Raw genomic sequence first — 1,068 nt, forward strand, 5'->3', positions numbered from 1 at the left:
ATAGTTGACCTTCATAAAAAATCCCTTAATTTTCTGACCTGACATTGTAGCACTTATTTGGCAAAATGGTATAAGAAGAAAGCGAATCCGTTGCCGAACTTCCTTCTTCAACATCTGCTATATCCTTGAGGGTTGCAGGTTCGGGATGCTAAAATTAAGCCGTACCATTTATCGATTGGTATTTGCTTTCCGATCCGAAATCCTAAGTTTTCAATAATTTGTCGGGTTTCCGCGTGAGTGTGACCCAACCACAAGTGATATTCTAAAGAAAGGTTTTGCACAAGTTGCCAAGTATCTCGATCTTCAAATAACAGCCATTCTGCACCTTCGCAGTCTACTTTGGCTAAATCGACCCTACCGCCTATTCGCTCGATCGCCCTGCGAAATGATACCATTGGTATTTCACCACTTTCGCTAACTGTCGATCGGGTTTTTCCCGAAACTTCCCGAATGTCGAGGACTACTTTACCATCTCGGCCTCCTACTGCTTCCATAAAATATGTAAAATTTGCGATTTGAGATTGATGTTTGAGATAATTTTCTAGGTAGGGATTAGCTTCGTAGGCGTGAATCACCGCCTGGGGAAACCTGTTCCTCGCCGCAATCGGAAATAACCCGACATTGGCTCCAATATCAATAATTGTCGTCAGTGATTCAGATAATTGCTCGACTCCGTAGCAGTCGTCTAAAAGCACTTCTATAAATTCTCCGTCCATGCCTTTCTCTGAAGGCACGTTTACTGGATGGAGTTTTCCTTGCACAATTAATTGTTCTGGCAATTGAAAGCTAGCAACTCTGTTAAAGGTAATCCCTAACTTTTGGGCTCTAATTTTACGATGCACGAGTTGCTGAAGTTTATGGAAAAGCATAGGGAGAAATTGACATTTGTTTTAATTTTATAATAACGTTATATGATGAAAAATCCTGTCGCTACTAACATTTAGCACCGCTTATAAATCCGGTTTATGTCTGCCAGTTAAATCTGAAAAGCCCGATTTTTATACCAATTTTCAAAAATCATGCAACAGTAGCTAGGGCTGACAAAATGTAATCCCATCCAGTTATAGA

At 40.4% G+C, this 1,068-nt stretch carries 1 protein-coding gene; it reads right to left on the reverse strand.

The window, feature by feature from the left end; translation table 11 throughout:
- Positions 1-107: 107 nt before the first annotated feature.
- Positions 108-869: an FkbM family methyltransferase gene (locus QT996_RS28520; RefSeq protein ID WP_333050862.1), complete on the reverse strand. Its 762-nt coding sequence runs from the start codon at positions 867-869 to the stop codon at positions 108-110.
- Positions 870-1,068 lie beyond the last annotated feature (199 nt).

Origin of the sequence: Microcoleus sp. S13C4 (genome assembly GCF_036700865.1) — a bacterium.
Lineage (GTDB): Bacteria > Cyanobacteriota > Cyanobacteriia > Cyanobacteriales > Microcoleaceae > Microcoleus.

Excerpts from the sequence above, each read along its gene's own strand:
- QT996_RS28520 (WP_333050862.1), bottom strand. The coding sequence starts at position 869 with ATGCTTTTCCATAAACTTCAGCAACTCGTGCATCGTAAAATTAGAGCC.